Origin of the sequence: Desulfonatronovibrio hydrogenovorans DSM 9292 (assembly GCF_000686525.1) — a bacterium.
Taxonomy (GTDB): domain Bacteria; phylum Desulfobacterota; class Desulfovibrionia; order Desulfovibrionales; family Desulfonatronovibrionaceae; genus Desulfonatronovibrio; species Desulfonatronovibrio hydrogenovorans.
In genome coordinates, this window is sequence record NZ_JMKT01000012.1 from 100,342 (window position 1) to 118,295 (window position 17,954).

The 17,954-nt window shown below is 52.8% G+C and carries 16 protein-coding genes and 1 tRNA gene; 15 read left to right on the plus strand and 2 right to left on the minus strand.

The features are described 5' to 3' along the window. The first annotated feature begins 33 nt into the window (after positions 1-33). Positions 34-1,059, plus strand: coding sequence for a rod shape-determining protein (locus P771_RS0111145; RefSeq protein WP_028575202.1), 1,026 nt, complete (start codon positions 34-36; stop codon positions 1,057-1,059). 14 nt (positions 1,060-1,073) lie between these two features. Here P771_RS0111145 and P771_RS0111150 read toward each other — a convergent pair whose 3' ends face one another. Then, positions 1,074-1,613, minus strand: coding sequence for an NUDIX hydrolase (locus tag P771_RS0111150; protein WP_051617284.1), 540 nt, complete (start codon positions 1,611-1,613; stop codon positions 1,074-1,076). Positions 1,614-1,700: 87 nt separating this feature from the next. Between P771_RS0111150 and rimI the strand changes: the two genes are divergently transcribed. Then, complete coding sequence (gene rimI / locus P771_RS0111155; protein ID WP_028575204.1) at positions 1,701-2,165, plus strand: ribosomal protein S18-alanine N-acetyltransferase; 465 nt, start codon at positions 1,701-1,703, stop codon at positions 2,163-2,165. Here rimI and P771_RS0111160 read toward each other — a convergent pair. Beyond that, positions 2,162-3,094, minus strand: coding sequence for a radical SAM protein (locus P771_RS0111160; protein WP_028575205.1), 933 nt, complete (start codon positions 3,092-3,094; stop codon positions 2,162-2,164). The two genes, rimI and P771_RS0111160, sit on opposite strands and share 4 nt — an antisense overlap. Positions 3,095-3,397: 303 nt before the next feature. On the opposite strand from P771_RS0111160, the gene P771_RS0111165 reads away from it, so the two are divergent. The 13 genes from P771_RS0111165 to P771_RS18390 all read left to right on the plus strand — a co-directional run bounded on the left by P771_RS0111165 (position 3,398) and on the right by P771_RS18390 (position 17,888). Then, a complete protein-coding gene (locus P771_RS0111165; RefSeq protein WP_028575206.1) occupies positions 3,398-4,054 on the plus strand; it encodes a CBS domain-containing protein in 657 nt (218 codons plus the stop codon). A gap of 2 nt (positions 4,055-4,056) precedes the next feature. Continuing rightward, positions 4,057-4,839: an ABC transporter ATP-binding protein gene (locus tag P771_RS0111170; protein ID WP_028575207.1), complete on the plus strand. Its 783-nt coding sequence runs from the start codon at positions 4,057-4,059 to the stop codon at positions 4,837-4,839. An 83-nt stretch (positions 4,840-4,922) separates the two neighbouring features. Beyond that, positions 4,923-6,821 carry an AMP-binding protein gene (locus P771_RS0111180; protein WP_028575208.1) on the plus strand — a complete coding sequence of 633 codons (1,899 nt, stop codon included), beginning with the start codon at positions 4,923-4,925 and terminating at the stop codon, positions 6,819-6,821. A 46-nt stretch (positions 6,822-6,867) separates the two neighbouring features. Next, positions 6,868-7,755, plus strand: coding sequence for a branched-chain amino acid ABC transporter permease (locus P771_RS0111185; RefSeq protein ID WP_028575209.1), 888 nt, complete (start codon positions 6,868-6,870; stop codon positions 7,753-7,755). Positions 7,756-7,758: 3 nt separating this feature from the next. Continuing rightward, positions 7,759-8,805, plus strand: a complete 1,047-nt coding sequence (locus P771_RS0111190) for a branched-chain amino acid ABC transporter permease (RefSeq protein ID WP_028575210.1) — start codon at positions 7,759-7,761, stop codon at positions 8,803-8,805. Positions 8,806-8,850: 45 nt separating this feature from the next. Next, positions 8,851-10,014, plus strand: a complete 1,164-nt coding sequence (locus P771_RS0111195) for an ABC transporter substrate-binding protein (RefSeq protein WP_028575211.1) — start codon at positions 8,851-8,853, stop codon at positions 10,012-10,014. A gap of 104 nt (positions 10,015-10,118) precedes the next feature. Next, complete coding sequence (locus tag P771_RS0111200; protein WP_028575212.1) at positions 10,119-10,916, plus strand: ABC transporter ATP-binding protein; 798 nt, start codon at positions 10,119-10,121, stop codon at positions 10,914-10,916. A gap of 63 nt (positions 10,917-10,979) precedes the next feature. Then, the gene (locus P771_RS17360) at positions 10,980-12,248 is read left to right on the plus strand and encodes a phenylacetate--CoA ligase family protein (RefSeq protein ID WP_035244385.1); all 1,269 of its coding nucleotides are present in this window, start codon (positions 10,980-10,982) and stop codon (positions 12,246-12,248) included. 253 nt (positions 12,249-12,501) lie between these two features. Next, positions 12,502-13,683, plus strand: a complete 1,182-nt coding sequence (locus P771_RS0111215) for a phosphoglycerate kinase (RefSeq protein WP_028575213.1) — start codon at positions 12,502-12,504, stop codon at positions 13,681-13,683. A gap of 67 nt (positions 13,684-13,750) precedes the next feature. Then, complete coding sequence (gene tpiA, locus P771_RS0111220) at positions 13,751-14,503, plus strand: triose-phosphate isomerase (RefSeq protein ID WP_028575214.1); 753 nt, start codon at positions 13,751-13,753, stop codon at positions 14,501-14,503. A gap of 24 nt (positions 14,504-14,527) precedes the next feature. Next, positions 14,528-14,872: a preprotein translocase subunit SecG gene (secG, locus tag P771_RS0111225; RefSeq protein ID WP_028575215.1), complete on the plus strand. Its 345-nt coding sequence runs from the start codon at positions 14,528-14,530 to the stop codon at positions 14,870-14,872. A gap of 61 nt (positions 14,873-14,933) precedes the next feature. Next, positions 14,934-15,019, plus strand: a tRNA-Leu gene (locus tag P771_RS0111230). Between the two features lie 205 nt (positions 15,020-15,224). Beyond that, positions 15,225-17,888, plus strand: a complete 2,664-nt coding sequence (locus P771_RS18390) for an ATP-binding protein (protein WP_051617286.1) — start codon at positions 15,225-15,227, stop codon at positions 17,886-17,888. Positions 17,889-17,954: the final 66 nt, after the last annotated feature.

The window sequence follows — 17,954 nt, forward strand, 5'->3', positions numbered from 1 at the left end:
GCCTGCTTTCGGCCTACATCAACGGGGCAAAACATGTTTTTGAAAAAATTGTTCGGCTTCATGGGCAAAAGCCTGGCCATGGATCTGGGTACTGCCAATACCCTGCTTTACACCCCAAAAAACGGCATAGTGCTTAACGAGCCATCGGTGGTGGCCCTGGATTCAAGGGATGGCAAGGTTCTGGCCGTGGGCCGGGAGGCCAAGGAATTTCTGGGCAGGACTCCTCAGAAGATCGTGGCCATCAGGCCCATGAAGGACGGGGTTATTGCCGATTTCGAGGTCACCAACGCCATGATAACCTTCTTTATTAAAAAGGTCATCAAGGGCATGAGCCTGGTCAAACCAAAAATCGTGATCTGTGTGCCCACCGGGATCACCCAGGTGGAGAAAAGGGCGGTAATTGAGTCTGGAATCCAGTCTGGAGCCAGGGAGGTCAGGCTGGTGGAGGAGCCCATGAGTGCGGCCATTGGAGCTGGAATGCCCATTGAAGAACCCATGGGCAACCTGGTGGTTGATATCGGAGGCGGAACCACTGAAGTTGCCGTGATATCTTTGTCTGCAGTGGCCTATTCAGAATCGGTCCGCATTGCCGGCGATGAGATGAATGAGGCCATCCAGCGCTACATGCAGGACCAGTTTCAGCTTCTGGTTGGCGAGAACATGGCTGAGAAGGTCAAGATGGCCATTGGAACGGCCTGCCCCATGACTGAACCCCTGACCTTCAACGTCATGGGTAAAAACATTGTCAACGGCAACCCCAAGGCTGTCCAGGTCAGTGACGGACAGATCAGGGAAGCGATCCGCGAGCCTGTGGATTCCATAGTCCAGGCTGTCAGGAGGGCGCTGGAAAAAACTCCGCCTGAGCTGGTGGCGGATATTGCGGACAATGGCCTGCTTTTAGCCGGCGGAGGGGCCTTGCTCAAGGGACTGGACAAGCTCATCAGCAGGGAGGTCCAGGTGGACGTCCACATCGATGACGACCCTCTGACTACCGTGGTCAGGGGCGCCGGGCTGACCCTGTCCAATGAAAAGAAATACAGCTATGTTTATATAAACTAGCCGTTACAACTGGTTCACAGTCTGGGGAAGAGAAGCTGTCTTCTCCAGAAGTAAACCAGGCCGGGCGTAAGAATGTCCGGGAACTCACTGACCAGGGATTCCATATCATCCCGATCTATAAACATGGTTTCTTCAACCTCTTCCGGATTGGGCGATGGACTGAATTTTACCCTGCCGGCATTGAAGAGATAGATGAACTCAAAGTTTGTTTCACTGCTGCCGTTGATTATGGTGGCCAGTCTTAGGGCTTTGGGAGCGACCCCCACTTCTTCCCTCAGTTCGCGCATGGCTCCGTCTGTAGCTGATTCTCCGGCTTTCAGGTGGCCGGTGGCTGACAGGTCCCACCGTCCGGGGTACAGTGATTTGCTCCGGTGTCTCTTCTGAATGAGAAGACGATGATCCCGGTCATAGACCAGGACAATGACTGTCCGGTGAAAAAGTCCCTGGCGATGAACTTCGGCCCGGGGCAGGACAGCCAAGGGCCTGTTGCTGGAGTCCACAGCTTCAATGTATTCCTGGTGAACCTTGGAGTTTTTTTTGATACTTCCAGCCATGGTTGCAGTGCTTTTTCCTTGCTGCCAGCATCCGGACCGGCCGGAATTTCCAGGGCCAGATCCGGTGTTATTGATCCGGGATTAAATATGAATGATCAGTACAGTCCAGTACTGGATGTAAACAAAACCCACCTTCTGGACCTGCTCCTTCTGGAGCGTTCATGCTTTGCCCAGCCCTGGACTAGGGAACAATATGAAAAGTTTCTTGATCATCAGGGTTTTAAGGTGCTGGGCATATTCCGTGGACAAAACCTCACGGCCTACCTTTCATTGGTCATGGTTGGAGACGAGGCTGAAATCCTCAACCTGGCCGTAAGTCCTCAGTCCAGAAGAAAAGGTCTGGGTAAAAAGCTTGTTTCCGAGGCCATCCAGGCCTGCAGTCTCCAGGGCATAGGACAGATATTCCTGGAAGTCAGACCCTCCAATGGCCCTGCCCTGGGACTTTATACCGGCCTGGGATTCAGGGTGGTGGGCAGGAGGAAAGCCTACTATCCGGACAACCATGAGGATGCCCTGATCCTTGGCCTTGAGATAACCCAGCTGCCTGGTTAGCCCAGAAGCCTGAAAATTCCACCGCCTGGCTGATCCAGGCGTTCAAGGCCGAGATCCCGGGCCTTTTTCCTCAGCTGGGCAATCCTTGATCCCGGCACTCCGGTCAGGAGCTCGGGATGGCTGGCAGCCCGGCCACAGGGGTGATACTGCCCCATTATGTTTATATAGGTATCTGCGGGCAAATGGTCTGCAAAGAACTGAAGCCACTGATCACTTCCGGCGATATCCTCCGGCATTACCAGGTGTCTGATCATGAGTCCTTTCCGGGCCACCCCCTCCTCAATAACCAGAGAGCCCACCTGTCTATTCATCTCCAACAATGCTTTTTTGGCCCGTTCCGGATAATCCGGTGCCTCAGCATATTTCCGGGCAGGCTGGGCCTGGAAAAATTTTGTGTCAGCCAGGTAGATGTCAACTATCCCGTCCAGCAGTTCCAGGGTCGCCAGCCGGTCATAGGAGCTGGTATTGTAAACCAGTGGGATCCGGAGTCCTTTACCTGCTGCATGGTTCAGGCTTTCCAGGATCTGCAGGACAACATGGGATGGAGTAACCAGGTTGATGTTTTCGGCTCCTCCGGCCTGGAGAGACAAGTATACTTCAGCCAGCTCCCGGCTGTTTAACTCCTCATGGTTGGACAGGTTGTCGCTGATGTCGTGGTTTTGGCAGAACACGCAGCCCAGGTTGCAATGGGCAAAAAAGACCGTACCTGAGCCTCCCCGGCCCACCAGAGGCGCTTCCTCGCCAAAATGCAGGTTCCAGGCAGCCACCTGGGCCTGCCTGCCTGTATTGCAGAAACCGGTTTCCTGTCCAAGCCTGTTGACCATGCACTTCCTGGGGCAGAGCAGGCATGGTCCGGCCAGTTTCCGGGCCATGGCTATCCTCTGGCTGAGGACATTGTTTTCGTATGCCACAAGATATCCGGGCTTCATTAAGCTCTCCAGTGTGGTCAGGTCTGTGACAACCACTATTTCTATATTTTAGACCATATTCTCGGCGTTTTCAAGAATCCGCCTGCAGGCAACTCTCCTGCTGGCCGGACCATCCTGGATCATACTTTGAGCTTGAGTTCAGGCCTGGTTCAGGGCATGATTCTGAAAATCAGTTTTTAGTGACACATGAGTTTGCAGGGCATATTGCTCCACTTACCTTCATTATTTGCCGTTAACAGAAGAAACAGTGAGCATGGTAGTTTTTTTGTTTAATTTTATCAGACTGTTCAGGAGGATAGGAAGATGTTTGTTGGCCTGAAGATGCTCAAGAAGTTTGCCACAATCACCCCGGACACCCTCATGCTGGAGGCTGACCGGCTCATGAGTGAGAACAACTTGTGGATGCTGATGGTGGTCGATGAAAACAGGTTTGTGGGGGCAGTCCTCAAGGAGGACGTGCGCAGCACTCTGCCTTCTCCGGCTACGACCCTCAGCAGACATGAACTCAACTATCTTTTGAACAAGATGACCGTGCAGAAAATCATCAAAAAGGATATCCCGACAGTTCTGCCGGAAGCCGAAATTGAGGTTGCGGCCAAGATCATGCACGATCACAACCTGGCTGGTCTTCCCGTTCTTGACGCCAGGGACAGGCTGGTGGGTTACATCAATCGGAACATCATGCTTGATGTCCTGGTGGAGGAGATGGGCCTTGAACAGGGAGGGGTCCGCATAGCCTTTGAAATCGAAGACAGAAAAGGAGTAATTGCTGAAGTGTCCGGACTTATCTTCAATATGGGAATCAGCATCATTTCCACGGCCACCTTTTTTCACAAGCAGAGCCGGATGGTGGTGTTCAGGGTTCAGACCGATGACCAGGGGCCCATTGTCAAGGAACTGGTCAGCCTGGGCTATAAAGTGGTGGGGCCTGAAGACTTCAGGCTGGAATGGAGTTCGTGAGCATGCCCCTGCTTGAAGCTAAAGAAGTTACCCTGACTTTCAAGGGCATTGCCGCTCTAATGGATGTAAGCTTTACAGTTGAAAAGGGGCAGATCGTGTCCCTCATCGGCCCCAATGGGGCCGGAAAGACCAGTATGCTGAACTGCATCAGCGGGCGCTATCATCCGGACAGCGGAAGTATAGCTATGGACGGCAAGGATATTTTGGCCAGGCCCGCTCACTCCAGGATGGAGGCCGGCCTGTCCCGGACCTTTCAGAACATAGCTTTGTTCAAGGGAATGAGTGTGCTGGACAATCTGATGGTGGGCAGGCACAGCCGGATGAATTACGGACTGCTGTCTTCAATCTTTTATTTTGGCCGGGCCAGGAAAGAGGAAGACCGGCACAGGAAAAAGGTGGAAGAGGTCATTGATTTTCTGGGTCTGTCGTCCCACAGGCACAAAGTGGCGGGAAGCCTGCCTTACGGAGTTCAGAAGAGGGTGGAACTGGGCCGGGCTCTTGCCGCTGATCCCAGGCTCCTGCTCCTGGATGAACCCATGGCCGGGATGAACCTGGAGGAAACCGAGGAGATGGCCAGGTATATCCTGGATATTAACGAGGAATGGAAAATAACCGTTCTTCTGGTTGAGCACGACATGGGAGTGGTTATGGACATTTCTGAGAAAGTTGTAGTTCTGGATTTCGGCCAGGTCCTGGCTCAAGGCTCGCCCCTGGAAGTCCAGTCCAATCCGGACGTAGTGGCAGCCTATCTGGGGGGTGACAACGCCTCCTTTCTGGGACGCTAGAATGGGCATGTTTCTGATGTTCAGCCGGCTGGTTTCTGCAGCCGGATATCCCACCTCACCTTCAACTTTTACCTGTGAGTATTATGACAGATAATAGTACCACCCTGCCCGGCCTGCTGATGAATAACGCCCGGAAATTCGGCTCTGCAACTGCTTTGCGGGAAAAAGAATGGGGCATCTGGCAGACCTACTCCTGGCAGGATTATTTAGATGTTACGGCTGAATTCGCAGCCGGGCTCAGGGAGCTGGGCCTGGGCAGGGGAGATGTTATTGTCCTTATCGGAGACAACCGTCCGGAATGGTTGTGGGCTGAAATAGCCATCCAGGCTCTGGGAGGTGTAGCTCTTGGGGTGTATCAGGATGTCCAGGCCAGCGAGATCGAATACATTTTTGAGCTGACCCGGTGCAGACTGGTCATTGCCGAGGACCAGGAACAGGTGGACAAAATGCTCTCCCTGCGGGACAAGGTTTCCCACCTGGAGTACATTATCTACCACGATTCCAAAGGTCTTTCCCAGTATCAGGACCAGGGACTCCTGCACTTTGACCAGGTCAGGGAAAAAGGGACAACTGGAAAGCATCTCTTTGAAAGCTGGGTTCAGGAGCTTTCAGAGGATGATACATGTCTCATAGCCACTACTTCGGGGACCACTGGCAGGCCCAAGCTGGCCATGCTTTCCCACAAGAATCTTCTGTCCATGGCCAGAAATCTGGGCAAGGTGGATCCCAAAAACCAGTCTGACGAATTTGTATCCTTCCTGCCCCTGGCCTGGGTAGGTGAACAGATGATGGCTGTTGCCTCGGCTCTTTTATACGGCTTCTGCGTCAATTTTCCTGAGGAGCAGGAGACTGTGCAGTCTGATATCCGGGAAATCGGGCCGCATATCATGTTTTCTCCGCCCAGGGTCTGGGAAAATCTGGCAGCCAGGATAAGGGTCAGAATTATGGAGACCACCAGGCTCAAACGCTTCATTTACAACAGGTGCATGACCATAGGGATCAGAGTGGCCGACCTCAGGCTGAATAAAAAGCCGGTGGGAGGAGTGCTCAGGCTGATGTTTTTCCTGTCTCAGTTTTTCCTGTTCAGATCCTTAAGGGACAGGCTCGGCTTTTCCAGGATCAGGTCGGCCACTACTGGCGGAGCAGCCTTGGGGCCGGACACCTTTAAATTTTTTCATGCCATGGGAGTCAATCTCAAGCAGATTTACGGTCAAACCGAAATAGCCGGTATATCCTGTATCCACAGGGATGGTCAGATTGATTTTGATACCGTGGGTGAGCCCATTCCCGAGACCGAGATCTCCATCTCTCCTGAGGGGGAGATCCTTTCCAGGTCGGCAGCAGTTTTCAAGGGATATTTCAGGGACGACAAGGCCACCAGGGAAACCCTTACCCAGGATGGCTGGCTGCTTTCCGGGGATGCCGGTTATTTCAAGGATAACGGGCAGCTGGTGGTCATTGACCGGCTCAAGGATGTCATGGAACTGGCTGACAAGACCAGGTTTTCTCCCCAGTTCATGGAAAACAAGCTCAAGTTCTCGCCCTATATCCGGGAGGCCGTTGTTTTGGGCCAGGCCAGGGATCATATTGCGGCCATTGTCTGCATAGACGAGGAGATAGTGGGCAGGTGGAGTGAAAGCAAACTGCTGACCTACACCACCTACCAGGATCTGGCCTCTAAAAAGGAAGTTTACGATCTGGTGGCAGAAGAAATCCAGAAGATCAACCAGACCCTGCCCGACGAAACCAGGATCAGGCGTTTTGCCCTGCTGTTCAAGGAATTGGATGCTGACGACGGAGAACTGACCAGGACCAGGAAGATCCGGCGCAAGGTGGTCGGGGAGAGATACGAGGCCCTGATCGGTGCCCTTTATTCCCAGGTCCCGGAAGTGGACCTGGTTGCCAGGATCCAGTACCAGGACGGAAGCATCCGGGAAATGAAGGGCCGGATCAGGATAATGGACGTATCTGATGAAGTTTGATGCTGTTTATCTGAAGACAACCCAAAAGACCCCAAAAGAGTAACCAATGGAATATTATCTGCACCTGGTCCTGAACGGACTGGTCATCGGCAGCATCTACAGTCTGGTGGCCCTGGGATTCGTTATAATCTACAAAGCTACCAAGGTGGTGAACTTTGCCCAGGGCGAACTGGTCATGTTCGGAGCCTATGTATGTTTCGCCCTGACGGTTCAGCTTGGGCTTCCCTTTCTGGTCTCATTTTTCATGACCCTGATTTTTTCCGTAATCCTGGGCCTGTGTCTGGAAAGGGTAGTGCTTCGGCCCATGATCGGGGAACCGATAATCAGCGTGATCATGGTCACGGTAGGGCTTTCCACGGTACTCAAGGCTGTGATCCAGCTTTTCTGGGGGACCCAGATCCGGGTCTATCCCCAGGTCCTGCCCACTGAGCCGGTCTGGATCCTGGGTTTGCCAGTGGCTCCGGTGTACATAGCCGCCTTTGGTCTGTCAGTGATTCTTTTTGTCATTTTTTCCCTGTTTTTCAAATACTCCACCATGGGCATTGCCATGCGGGCCACTGCTTTTGATCAGCAGGCAGCCCAGTCCATGGGTATCGGGGTCAAGAATATATTTGCCATGTCCTGGTGCATTGCAGCGGTGGTTTCCAGCATAGGAGGTATCATCCTGGGCAATATCAACGGGATAAACCCCCAGCTGGGACACCTGGGCCTTAAGGTCTTTCCAGCGGTCATCCTGGGAGGACTGGACAGCCTTTTGGGAGCAGCCATCGGCGGGCTGATCATCGGCATTCTGGAGAATGTATCTGACGGAGTGGCCCAGCAGTTTTTCGGTCTGGCCGGATTCAGGGAGGTTGCCGCTTATGTCATTCTGGTCATCATCCTCATGATCAGGCCCTATGGTCTTTTCGGAACCCACGAGATAGAGAGAGTATAAGCCATGCAGGGAAAATGCGGTCTTTTTTTCACCACCTATGCCAAGGAAAGTCAGGTTTTTCACACCGGCTTTCAAAAAACCAGCGTGGCCCTTTTTTTCCTGATTCTGCTGGTGGTTCCGTTTTTTCTGAATTCTTACCAGGTTTCCCTGCTCAATCTGATCAATATAGCGGTGATCGGAGCGGTCTCCCTGAACCTGCTCACAGGCTCATGCGGTCAGATCTCCCTGGGACACGGGGCTTTTATCGGCGTTGGAGCATATGCCACAGGGGTATGTACCCTTAATGGGTGGCCATTTCTACCAGCCCTGCTTTTTGGGGGATCAGTAACAGCCCTGGTGGGCATGATCTTCGGGATTCCTTCCCTGCGGCTCAAAGGGATCTATCTGGCCATAGCCACCCTGGCGGCCCAGCTCATTCTGGTCTATATCTTTTTGCACTGGTCCAGTGTGACTGGCGGGGCCATCGGGATGGGTCTGGATTCACCTGTGATTTTCGGCTTCAGTTTTGATACGGATCTGAAGATGTTCTATCTGACCCTGTTCTTTGCAGTTCTGGCGGTGCTTATGGTCAAGAACATCCTGCGGACAAAGTCCGGCCGGGCCTTTGTGGCTATCAGGGATTTCCATCTTTCTGCTGAATCAGTGGGGATCAATCTGTTCCGATACAAGCTGCAGGCCTTTGGGGTGAGTTCCTTTTTGGCCGGGATAGCCGGGGGGCTCTGGGCGCACTACACCATGTACATTACTCCGGAGCAGTTTGAGATCGGACTTTCCATCCATTATCTGGCCATGATCATCATTGGAGGCCTGGGCAGCGTTCTGGGCAGCGTGTTCGGGGCGGTTTTTCTGACCCTGCTTCCTGAGGGGCTGGGAATTGTGGCCGATCACCTGAGCGGATTTTTCCCTAATATCAGTACATATTTCCTGGCCATGCGCGACGGCATTTTCGGCTTGATCCTGGTTTTATTTCTTATATTCGAGCCTGACGGCCTGGCCCGGCGCTGGCAACTGGCCAAATCCTATTTCAAACTGCATCCTTTTGCCCATTAAGGGCTTAACAACAGCCTGACACAGGCTTCAGAGGGGGGTATGGACATGAAAAGAATACTGCAGGTAACTTTACTGACATTGGTGACTTTGTTCCTGGTCAGTACAGCCCAGGCCCAGATCAGAATCGGACTCATTTCAGACTTGAGCGGGGCAACATCTGATGTGGGCAGGCCTTATGCCGAAGGGGTCAAGGACTGCGTCAAGTATATCAATGACCAGGGCGGGGTAAACGGACAAAAAATTGAGCTGCTGCAGGTAGATTACGCCTACAATGTTCAACAGGCCCTGGCCGCCTATAACAGGTTCAAGAGCCAGGGCATAGTGGCCCTTCAGGGCTGGGGCACGGCTGATACCGAGGCCCTTGTCCGGCAGGTGGCCAGGGATCGTATTCCAACTTTTTCCGCTTCTTATTCAGCCCACCTGACCGATCCCAACATTGCCCCGTACAATTTTTTCATTGCAGCGGATTATTCCACCCAGTTCCGGGCAGCCCTGAGCTACCTTTACAACAGCTGGGAAAAAGACAGGGCTCCGAGGCTGGGCCTGGTATATCCCAACGTGCCTTATGGCCTGGCTCCTGTTCCTGCCGGGAGGGAATATGCCAGGGAGCTGGGCTTTGAAATCGTGGGCGAAGAGAATGTCGGCCTGGGAGATATGGATTCAACCTCCCAGCTTATCCGTCTGAACCGTCAGCAGCCTGATTTTGTCTGGGTCGGGGGAACCATTTCCTCCACAGCCGTTATCCTGAAAGACGCTCAAAGGCTGAATATGGGCGCCACATTCATCACCAACATCTGGGGAAGTGACGAACAGCTCCTGTCTTTGGCCGGTTCTGCGGTCAACGGCCACCTGGGCCTCCAGTCCGCCGTGGTTTACGGCGAGGATGTTCCGGGCATGGAAGTGATCAGAGATCTGACCGGCGGAAGGCATCAGATGACCCACTATATCCGGGGATTTGCCTCAATGTACGTAATGGCCGAAGCCATCAGGATCGCTTCGGAAAAAGGGGAACTCAATGGTCCAGGGATAAGGGATGCAGCCCGGACCCTGCGCGATTTTGATCCCATGGGTCTGACTCCGCCCATAAGCTTTTTCCCGGACGACCACCGGCCCAACATGTCGGTGAACATCTATCGTCTGAGTCAGGATGGCATGGAGTTTCTGGCCACTGAGACCCTGGAGAGAAGAATGGACTGGCTTGGCAAGTAAGCCGGGAGCCGGCGCATCCGGTTCAGGGGCCTGCCTCCTGAATGACTATGAGGATGCGTTTGTGACAGATCTGTTGATGAAACTCACTAACTTGGGAGTAAGGCTTGAATATTCTCAGCGTTGAGAACCTCGAAGTGGTCTATAATGACGTGGTTTTGGTCCTCAAGGGTCTATCCATCAAGGTGGAGCAGGGCTCCATAACCGCTCTGCTGGGCTCCAACGGAGCTGGCAAGTCCACCACCCTAAAGTCTATTTCCGGTCTTTTGTCCACTGAGGACGGCGAGGTCACTGAAGGTTCGGTTTTTTTCAATGGCCAGCCCATTCACAGGCTCTGGCCGGAGAAGATAGTTCGACTGGGCATTTTCCAGGTCATGGAAGGCAGAAGGATATTCGAGGACCTGAGCGTAGAGGAAAACCTCAAGTGTGGCGGGTTTATCAGGCCCAGGTCCGAATATATCCCTTCCAGAGAGCTGGTTTATGAATATTTTCCAAGGCTCAGGGAGCGGAGGAAACAGCTGGCCGGTTATCTTTCCGGCGGAGAGCAGCAGATGCTGGCCATTGGCCGGGCACTTATGGCCAAACCCAAGCTGCTTCTGCTGGATGAGCCTTCTCTGGGTCTGGCTCCTTTGCTGGTGGAAGAGATTTTTGAAATCATCAAAAGAGTCAACAGGGAAGAAGGAGTGACCATCCTGCTTGTAGAGCAGAACGCCAGGGCAGCCCTGAGCATTTCCAGTCACGGCTATATCCTGGAAAACGGCCGTATTGTGCTTGACGGCCGGGCTGAAAGCCTTCTGAATAATCCTGATGTGCAGGAATTTTACCTGGGCATCGGCAAGACCGGGGAAAAGCGGAGTTACAGGGATGTTAAACACTACCGCAGACGGAAAAGGTGGCTGGGATAACTGACATCTGGTGGATAGAACCAAGTTTTTTCCAGAATCGATAATAGGCTGAAGGGGTTTTTCATGAGTGAGTCAGGAAACAGGAAAAAGGGTTTCTTTCATGAAGTTGAGACCATGGACCCTGATCAGAGGAGGGCCTATCTGTGGGACAAGGCCAGACACATCCTTAATGTGGCTGGTGATAAGTCCGGGGCCTTCAGGCAGAGGATGGAGAAGGCAGGTCTTGAGCCCGGACAGATAAAGAGTCTTGATGACTGGCATCTGATTCCGGCCCTGCCCAAGAAGGATCTGGTCCATCTCCAGACTGCCGGTCCTGACCTGGGCGGACTCTTGACCTGCCCCACGGGCAGGCTGCGTCATATCTACATGTCTCCAGGGCCCATAGTTGATCCCGAGGCCAGGCAAAGGGACTACTGGGGGTTTGCCGAGGCCTTTTATGCAGCTGGATTCCGGAAAAGCGATATTGTCCAGATGACCTTCAGTTATCACTTCACTCCGGCCGGATTGATGATGGAGGAGCCCCTGCATGAGATCGGATGTGCAGTGTTCCCTGCAGGCCCTGGAAATACTGAAGGCCAGATTGAAGCCATGACCAGGCTGGGGGTTACCGGTTACGTGGGCATGGCCAGCTTTTTGAAAATTATAGCGGACAGGGCTGAGAAAAAGGGGCTGGATCTCAGGAAGGACTTCAGGCTTGATGTGGCTTTTGTGGCTGCTGAGAGGCTTGCCGAATCGTTAAGGACTGAGCTGGAAGACCGCTTTTCAATGCAGATCCGTCAGGGCTATGGAACAGCGGATCTGGGCTGTATTGCCTATGAATGTCCTGAAAAGAAGGGGATGCATTTGTCCAGCAGGTGTTATGTGGAGATCTGTGATCCGGAAACCAAGAAGCCTCTTCCTGCAGGACAAACCGGAGAAGTGGTGGTCACGCCTTTTAATCCGGATTATCCCCTCATTCGTCTGGCCACTGGTGATTTATCCGCTTTTTCCACCCAGCAATGTCCCTGTGGCCGCACTGCCCCCTTGCTCCAGGGAATCCTGGGCAGGGTGGACGATATCATCAAGATCAAGGGACAATTTGTATATCCAGCCCAGGTGGCCGAGGCAATGGCCGGTTTCCCCGGAATCAGGGCCTGGAAACTGGTGGCCACCAATCCTGGGGGTAGGGACCGGTTGAGCCTGAACATTCTGGCCTCCAGGGAAATGGACACCATCCCGGTTTCCAGGGCTTTCCAGGACAAAATCAAGCTCCGGGCGGAAATCGTGATATCTGACAACAAAGCTGATTTTTCTGATGCAGGCTCAGGCATCGAGGATCTGAGGACCTGGTGACTTTTCAGTCATGACTTCCAGCCTGTTCAGCCGGAGTTTCTACTCATGGCTTCCTGAAAGCTGGCCTGAACCAGCCCTGATCAGGCCAGCCTGCTGTATCATCCGATAAAACATAAACCCCACCAGACTTCTTTTTCTGCAATCCATTGAAATTTCATTTGTATTGATTTAAGAATCGTTGAGCTTGGCATTGAGCCTTGCAAGAATAACAGGCAAGAGTGCTTTTTTCAAACAATCAGCAAGGAGCTGTTGAATGAAGTTTATTGATAGTCAGGATATAACCGGAAAAAGACTGCTTATCAGGGTGGATTACAATGTTCCCCTTAAAAACGGAGAGATTCAGGACGATAACAGGATAAAAGCCAGTCTGCCGACCTTGAGGCTGGCCCTGGAAAAAGGAGCCAGCCTGGTGATTTGCTCCCACCTGGGCAAGCCCAAGGGGCAGATCAAGCCTGAACTTTCTCTTAGGCCAGTGGCAGAAAGGCTTGAACAGCTCCTGGAAACCAGGGTTGAATTTATTGATGACTGCGTGGGGCAGAAGGCCCTGGAGGCGTCCGGAGCATTGAAGCCCGGTCAGGTTGTCATGCTTGAGAACCTGAGATTTCATAAGGGAGAAGAAAAGAATGATCCGGCCTTCAGCCGGGAGCTGGCAGCCATGGGTGAAGCCTATGTCAATGATGCCTTTGGAGTGGCCCACAGGGCCCATGCCTCTGTGGTGGGGGTGACTGAATATTTTGATTTCTGCATGGGTGGCCTGCTCCTGGAAAAGGAGTGGAAATACCTTTCCAGGATTGTTGATCCCCAGCGTCCTTTTGTGCTCATTTCCGGAGGGGCAAAGGTCTCTTCCAAACTGGGAGTACTCAACAACCTTCTGGACAAGGTGGATGCCATGGTCATCGGAGGAGCCATGGCCAATACCTTTATCCTGGCCATGGGGCATTCCACGGGCCGTTCCCTGGTGGAAGAAGACCTGGTGGAAGAAGCCAGGGACATCATGCACAAGGCAAGGGACAGAAAAGTCGGTTTTTATCTGCCTGTGGATTTTATAGTAGGCCAGGGACCCGACAGCCAGGACGGGGTAGAGGTGGTCCCTTTCCAGGATATTCCTGATGACAAGATGGCCCTGGACATCGGCCCGGCCACATGCACCATGTTCGCCGAAGTCCTGCACAAGTCCGGGACCATTGTCTGGAACGGGCCCATGGGTGCTTTTGAAAATCGGGTTTTTGCCCAGGGTTCATACAATATTGCCGACCTGGTGGGTGGCCTTGAAGCTGAAACCATAGTGGGCGGGGGAGATACCGACGCCCTTATTCACAAACTGGGCATTCAGGACAAGTTCAGCTTTATATCCACAGGTGGAGGATCGTTCATGGAGTTCCTGGAAGGCAAGGTCCTGCCGGGATTCAAAGCTCTGGAAAAAAGTGACGGATAAGGACGATGAAATCAAGGGTGCACGCGGGATTTCTGGAAAAGGCATCTATAGCCGGGAGAAGATAATGATCAAGAAATTGATGGCTGCCAACTGGAAAATGTTTAAAACTTGGGAAGAAGCCAGACAAACCGCCAGGGAACTGGTGGTGGCTGTAGGGAGCAGTCTGCCCGGGGACAGGGAGGTGCTGCTCATTCCGCCATTTACTGCTTTGCGGGGCGTGGTTGAGATGCTGGCCGGAGAAGATGGTTATTTTCTGGGAGGGCAGAATTTTTATCCTGAAGTCCAGGGGGCCTTTACCGGAGAAATCAGCCCGGATCAGCTTTTGGACGCTGGTTGCACCTATGCCCTGGTCGGGCACTCGGAAAGAAGACATGTCCTGGGCGAAAAGGACGATTTCCTGGCCCGCAAGGTTGTTTTTGGACTGGAAAAGGGACTCAAGATCATCCTGTGCATCGGAGAGAAAATCGAGGAACGCAAGGAGGGACGGATCCAGGAGGTTCTTACCCGTCAACTTGAAATGGGCCTGGAAAAAACAGATAAAGATGTCCCGGCCATGGATCTGGTTGTTGCTTACGAACCGGTCTGGGCCATTGGAACTGGCGAAACCGCAGAGCTGGAGGACATTTCCCATGCCCACGGTTTTATCCGGTCCAGGCTCAAGGAAATGCTCAGTCAGGGGGATCAGGTCCGAATCCTGTATGGGGGCAGCGTCAAACCGGATAACTGTCAATCCATTATTGGACTTGACAATGTTGACGGGGTGCTGGTAGGTGGAGCAAGTTTAAAGGCGGATTCTTTTTCTCAGATAGTCCTGGCCTGATAACGTAATTTTGGAGGTAGTCTTTTGCAAACCCTGATCGTAACCATCCACATAATTTCATGCATTTCCCTGGTGGTCCTGGTCCTGCTTCAGTCCGGCCAGCAGGGCATGGGCGTCATCTTCGGCGGTGGCGGCGGCAGCCTTTTCGGCAGCAGCGGTGCCGGAGGGATCTTAGCCAAGCTGACTGTGGGTGTGGCTGCAGTTTTTTTCTGCACCTCAATCACTTTTACCTATATGAGCGCCAAAAAGCATTCCACTCAGCCCAGTTCCATCATTCTGGATGAGACCAGAAGAGATGATCCTGCGGCTGGCCTGCCCATCCAGGGTCCTAGGCAGGCTGAAGACAATGCCAGGGATTCCGCAGAATAAAACTCTGGACAAAAGGACCAATAAAGCATATCAGACTCATTCCTGTTAACGAAGCTGTAATGCCGAAGTGGTGGAACTGGTAGACACGCTATCTTGAGGGGGTAGTGGGCCACGCCCGTGGGGGTTCGAGTCCCCCCTTCGGCACCACAAAATAATCAAAAGCCTGGACCAATCTGGTTCGGGCTTTTTTTATTTCTTTATGCGGCACCTTTCTGACCGATATTTGTCTTTTTTATTGCAGTAGATAAATCCAGGTGGTAGGTTCTAATCATCATTTTCTTCTATTTTTGTGGACTGGCTGAGTCAGGGCTTAACGGCATGGATTTAAGGATCAAACAAAGATGGAGAATTAATGTTTTCCGTGTTCCACGCGACCATTCGCAGGAAGCTGATCCTTCTTGTCTTCATTGCCATACTTCCGGCACTGGGAATAATCGTTTATTCCGGGCTGGAACGGCGCAGCCTCCAGATTGAGCAGGCCGGGCTTGAGGTCAGAAGGATCGCTGAGAGTGCTGCCGAGATCCAGAATCGAACCGCCCTTTCAGTCAGGCAGCTGTTGATTGCTCTGGCCCACACCCAGGAAGTGCTGAGCCAGGATCTGGAAGCCTGCTCCCGGCTTTTCCAGGATATGCTCAGCCTGAATCCCAGCATATACAATATTGCCATCACTGATGCCTCTGGAGATGTTCTGGCGGCAGCCCTGCCCTTTGAGCAGGCTAATCTTTCGGACCGGAAGCATTTTAAAGAGGCTAGGGCTTTCTTTGATTTTGCAGCCGGTGAATTCATTGAAACCAGGATCGCCCCAATCCCGGCTTTTCCGTATGCCTATCCAGTGCTGGATGAGAATGGCTATTTCAGGGGAGTGCTGACTGCAGTCATCAGCCTGAGTGGATATCAAGATTTTTTCCAAAGTGTTTCTCTCCCCTCTGGTTCATTTATCGGAATCACTGACCATCAGGGGGTCCGTCTTTTTCGGGAGCCTGCAGATGAAGATGTTTTTCCTCTGGGCCAGCCCATCAATTTACAGGTCTGGATGACTCTCTCCGGCCAGATGGTTCAGCAGACTTTTGTTGAACAGATATCTGACAGGAGTCTGCAGATCATAGCCTATCAAAATCTTCAACTGCGTCAGGACCTTCCTCCATACATGTACATGGTGGTGGGCATGCCCAGATCCGAGGTGCTGGCCTTGACCAGTTCCAAGCTGTTCAGGGATTTGACTTTGCTGCTGGGGGCTTCAGTCATGGCTTTTGTCCTGGCCTGGCTGGTGGGGGACCTGACTATAGTCAAGAAATTCATGCGGCTTCAGGAGGCATCGGATGAGCTGGCCCGGGGAAATCTGGGGGTGAGAACCGGTCTGGCTTACGGAGACGGGGAGATGGGACGGCTGGCCCGGTCTTTTGATTCCATGGCTGAGCAGCTGACCCGGGACATGGACAAGCGGGAAAAGGCCCAGGCAGAGCTGCGGGTGAGTGAGGAAAACTACAGAACTCTGGTGAACGGTCTGCCGGACATTATAATGCTTTTTGACCGCCATGGCCGGCATTTGTTTGTTTCGGAAAACATCGGTGCTGTGCTCGATATTGAGGTAGCCGGACTGCTGGGCAAAAAACACAGTGAACTTGGTTTTTCCGCAGAGGAGATTCATTTCTGGGAGGATTCCATAAGCCAGGTCTTCAATGCCGGCACTTCTCTGGAAACGGAGTTTACCTTTGTCAGCAGGCAAGGGCCGTCCATTCACAATTGCCGTTTTCTGCCGGTGCAGGCCCGGCAGGGAAACATTGATTCAGTGCTTTGCATCTGCCGGGATGTAACTCGACGTAAACACCTGGAGCAGGAGCGGGAAAGGCTGCATGCTCAACTGCTTCAGGCCCAGAAAATGGAGTCAGTGGGTATCCTGGCAGCAGGGGTAGCCCATGACTTCAACAACCTGCTCCATGCCATGAGTGTCAATGTCGAGCTTTTAATGGGAGGCAAAGATAAAGGGCATCCAGACCTGGTCAGGCTGAAAGCCGTGGCTGACTCCATGGACAGGGCCTCCATGCTGGTTAAACAGCTCCTGGTCTTTGGACGCAGGGCCGAATCAAACAAGACACGGGTAGACCTGAACCTGGAAGTGAAAAAAACCGTCAGAATCCTGGAGCGGACCATCCCCAAGATGGTTTCCATGGAGTTGGACCTGGATCAAGCTGTTCAGCCCCTGATGGCTGATCCGGTCCAGATGGAGCAGATTCTGCTCAACCTGGTGAGTAATGCAGCTGATGCCATGCCAAACGGTGGCACGGTCAGGATTGAAACAAAGAACACGGTCCTGGACCAAGGTGTGGCCAGTCTTTATCCTGACGCAGCTTCGGGTCCCTATGTCCTTTTAACAGTATCAGACACCGGGTCCGGCATGAGCCAGGAGGTTCTTGAACATGTTTTTGATCCCTTTTTCACCACTAAAGAGGTGGGCAAGGGTACCGGCCTGGGATTGGCCTCAGCCTACGGCATTGTCCGGAATCACGGCGGGTTTATTCAGATTGACAGCGAGCCGGACAGGGGGACCAGGGTCAAGGTTTACTTGCCTGCTGGCGGACAGCCGGAAATTCTGGAAGTGGATCTGCACAAGCAGGATATTGTCCAGGGTGGAAATGAAACAATCCTGATGGTGGATGATGAGCCGGAGATTCTCGAACTGACCGGGGAAGCTCTAGAATCTTTGGGTTACACTGTGATCAGCGCAGTTAACGGGGAACAGGCCCTGAAAATCTACAGGGAACATGGTCAGGCTATTGACCTGGTTCTTCTGGATCTGAATATGCCCGGCATGGGCGGGCATAATTGCCTGCTTGAATTGATCAGACATGATCCTGGGGTCAGGGTGGTTATTGCCAGCGGCTATTCAGCCAGGGGCCATGGAAGCCAGGCTTTGGCCTCCGGGGCCAAGGGCTTCATAGCCAAACCTTACCGGCTCACTGAGCTGGCTGTAATGCTCCGGGATGTTCTGGACAGCAAAGAACAGCAGACTTTTTGATTCTGTCCCGGACAAAGGACATCCCGGGCAATACATGGATAATCTGCTTGAATTTCAGGCTGAAAA